Source organism: Arachidicoccus sp. (assembly GCF_050436765.1).
Taxonomy (GTDB): Bacteria; Bacteroidota; Bacteroidia; order Chitinophagales; family Chitinophagaceae; genus Arachidicoccus.
Genome location: NZ_JBNQGD010000229.1, coordinates 1 through 1,545, shown reverse-complemented (window position 1 = coordinate 1,545; position 1,545 = coordinate 1). Strand labels below are relative to the sequence as shown.

1 protein-coding gene is annotated in these 1,545 nt (G+C 36.8%); it reads left to right on the top strand.

Annotated features, from left to right (window positions below; all coding sequences use genetic code 11):
* Positions 1-1,246, top strand: a 1,246-nt coding sequence (locus tag ACQR30_RS10180) for a DUF4302 domain-containing protein (protein WP_429734661.1), incomplete at its 5' end; no start/stop codon positions are given.
* Positions 1,247-1,545: the final 299 nt, after the last annotated feature.

Sequence of the window (1,545 nt, the reverse complement as noted above, 5' to 3'; positions counted from 1 at the left end):
TCCAGAGACACGTATGGCTGATTCCATTGCTTTTGTAAAGAAGACCTTGACCACAGCACCCAATGGTTGGATTGTCGTGACACCTGTGTTCTTCGGAGGTGGTTATGGTTTTTACATGAGTTTTGACGACTCCATGAATGTAACAATGTACTCGGACCTTATAGATCAATTTGCATCTACACCTTACACATCCCATACCAGAGTGAGAGCAGATTTAGGGGTAGCTTTGACCTTTGACAGTTATAATTACATCACCGAGTTGAATAACCCGGATAATAATGTTCGTGATGGCTATGGTGGAGATGTTGATTATATTTATGATCATACCAATGGAGATAGTATTGTTTTTCTGGGTAAAAGATATCGCCAGCCACTAGCCTTTATAAAGGCAACTAAAGAACAACAAACGGCCTACCAAGCCGCCGGCGGATATTTAAAGGCTATTCAGGCTTTTAAAGATTTTTTTACTGCCAATCAAAATGCTTATATTTTGCTGGACGATGGTACAAAAATATCTATAGAACCCAATTCATCAAATGATTTGAACGCAGGGAAAAGAATTACGCTTACTGCTCTTAATCCTAAAGGAGAGATTTCTTCCGCAATAGCAAAATTTGCTTTTACAATAGATCAAATGGCTATATTAGATAGCGGCGTAAATATAGCCGGTTTGCAATTCAAAAAGATTGCATGGAAAGATGCTAATACATTGGTTATATATACTAATGATGACAAAGAATATGTCATTAAAAACTCTCCGGCACCAATCTTGCCATTGTATATGTTAATGGGGGTTAAATATTCCTCTTTGAATGGGATATATAAAACAATAAATCCGGGTACTTCTACAGATGGAGCAAATATTCTGAACTATTATTATAATAATCTTAGTGGATCGATATTAGACTATTCTTTCAATTGGGGAGCCATTTCGTTACAATGGGACTTAGCTAATCAAAGAGTTTCATTTGTAGGTTTTTGCAGTCAAAATGGTGGATCAAGCGGTTGGACTACAACGATAGTTTATACATATACGATGGATAATGATGGCAATTACACTTTCACTAAGTTCAGTGCGGCATCAGGCGGATATGTAGCTAAGATTATGACAGCCTTAGACAACTTCTTAACAAGCAACACAGTAAAACTTGGATACTATATAGATCCGGGGACTAATAACGTATATGGTCAATTGGGAAGTGTAGAGAATCCTAGCATAACAATGACATTCCAGTTGCAACAATAAAATCTAATAGATATTTTATTTTCACTTAAAGCCGCAGAAGATTTTGAACTCTGCGGTTTTTTTGCATTATAAACGAATCATAGAGGCTATTCGAAAAAACCGTGAAGCAAATTTTATAAGGAATACAACAAAATGTGGTTGGTGGGCGACGAAACGAAGAATAGGATCGGACTCGAAGAAACACAAGAATGGGTCCCAAAGGAATTGTTTAGGAGCATTTTTGAATCGGTTTGCGTGGAATATACTCCTGACTTTGACACTGGGTCACCCTGAAATTTAAAATTATAAAAAGTCATCAT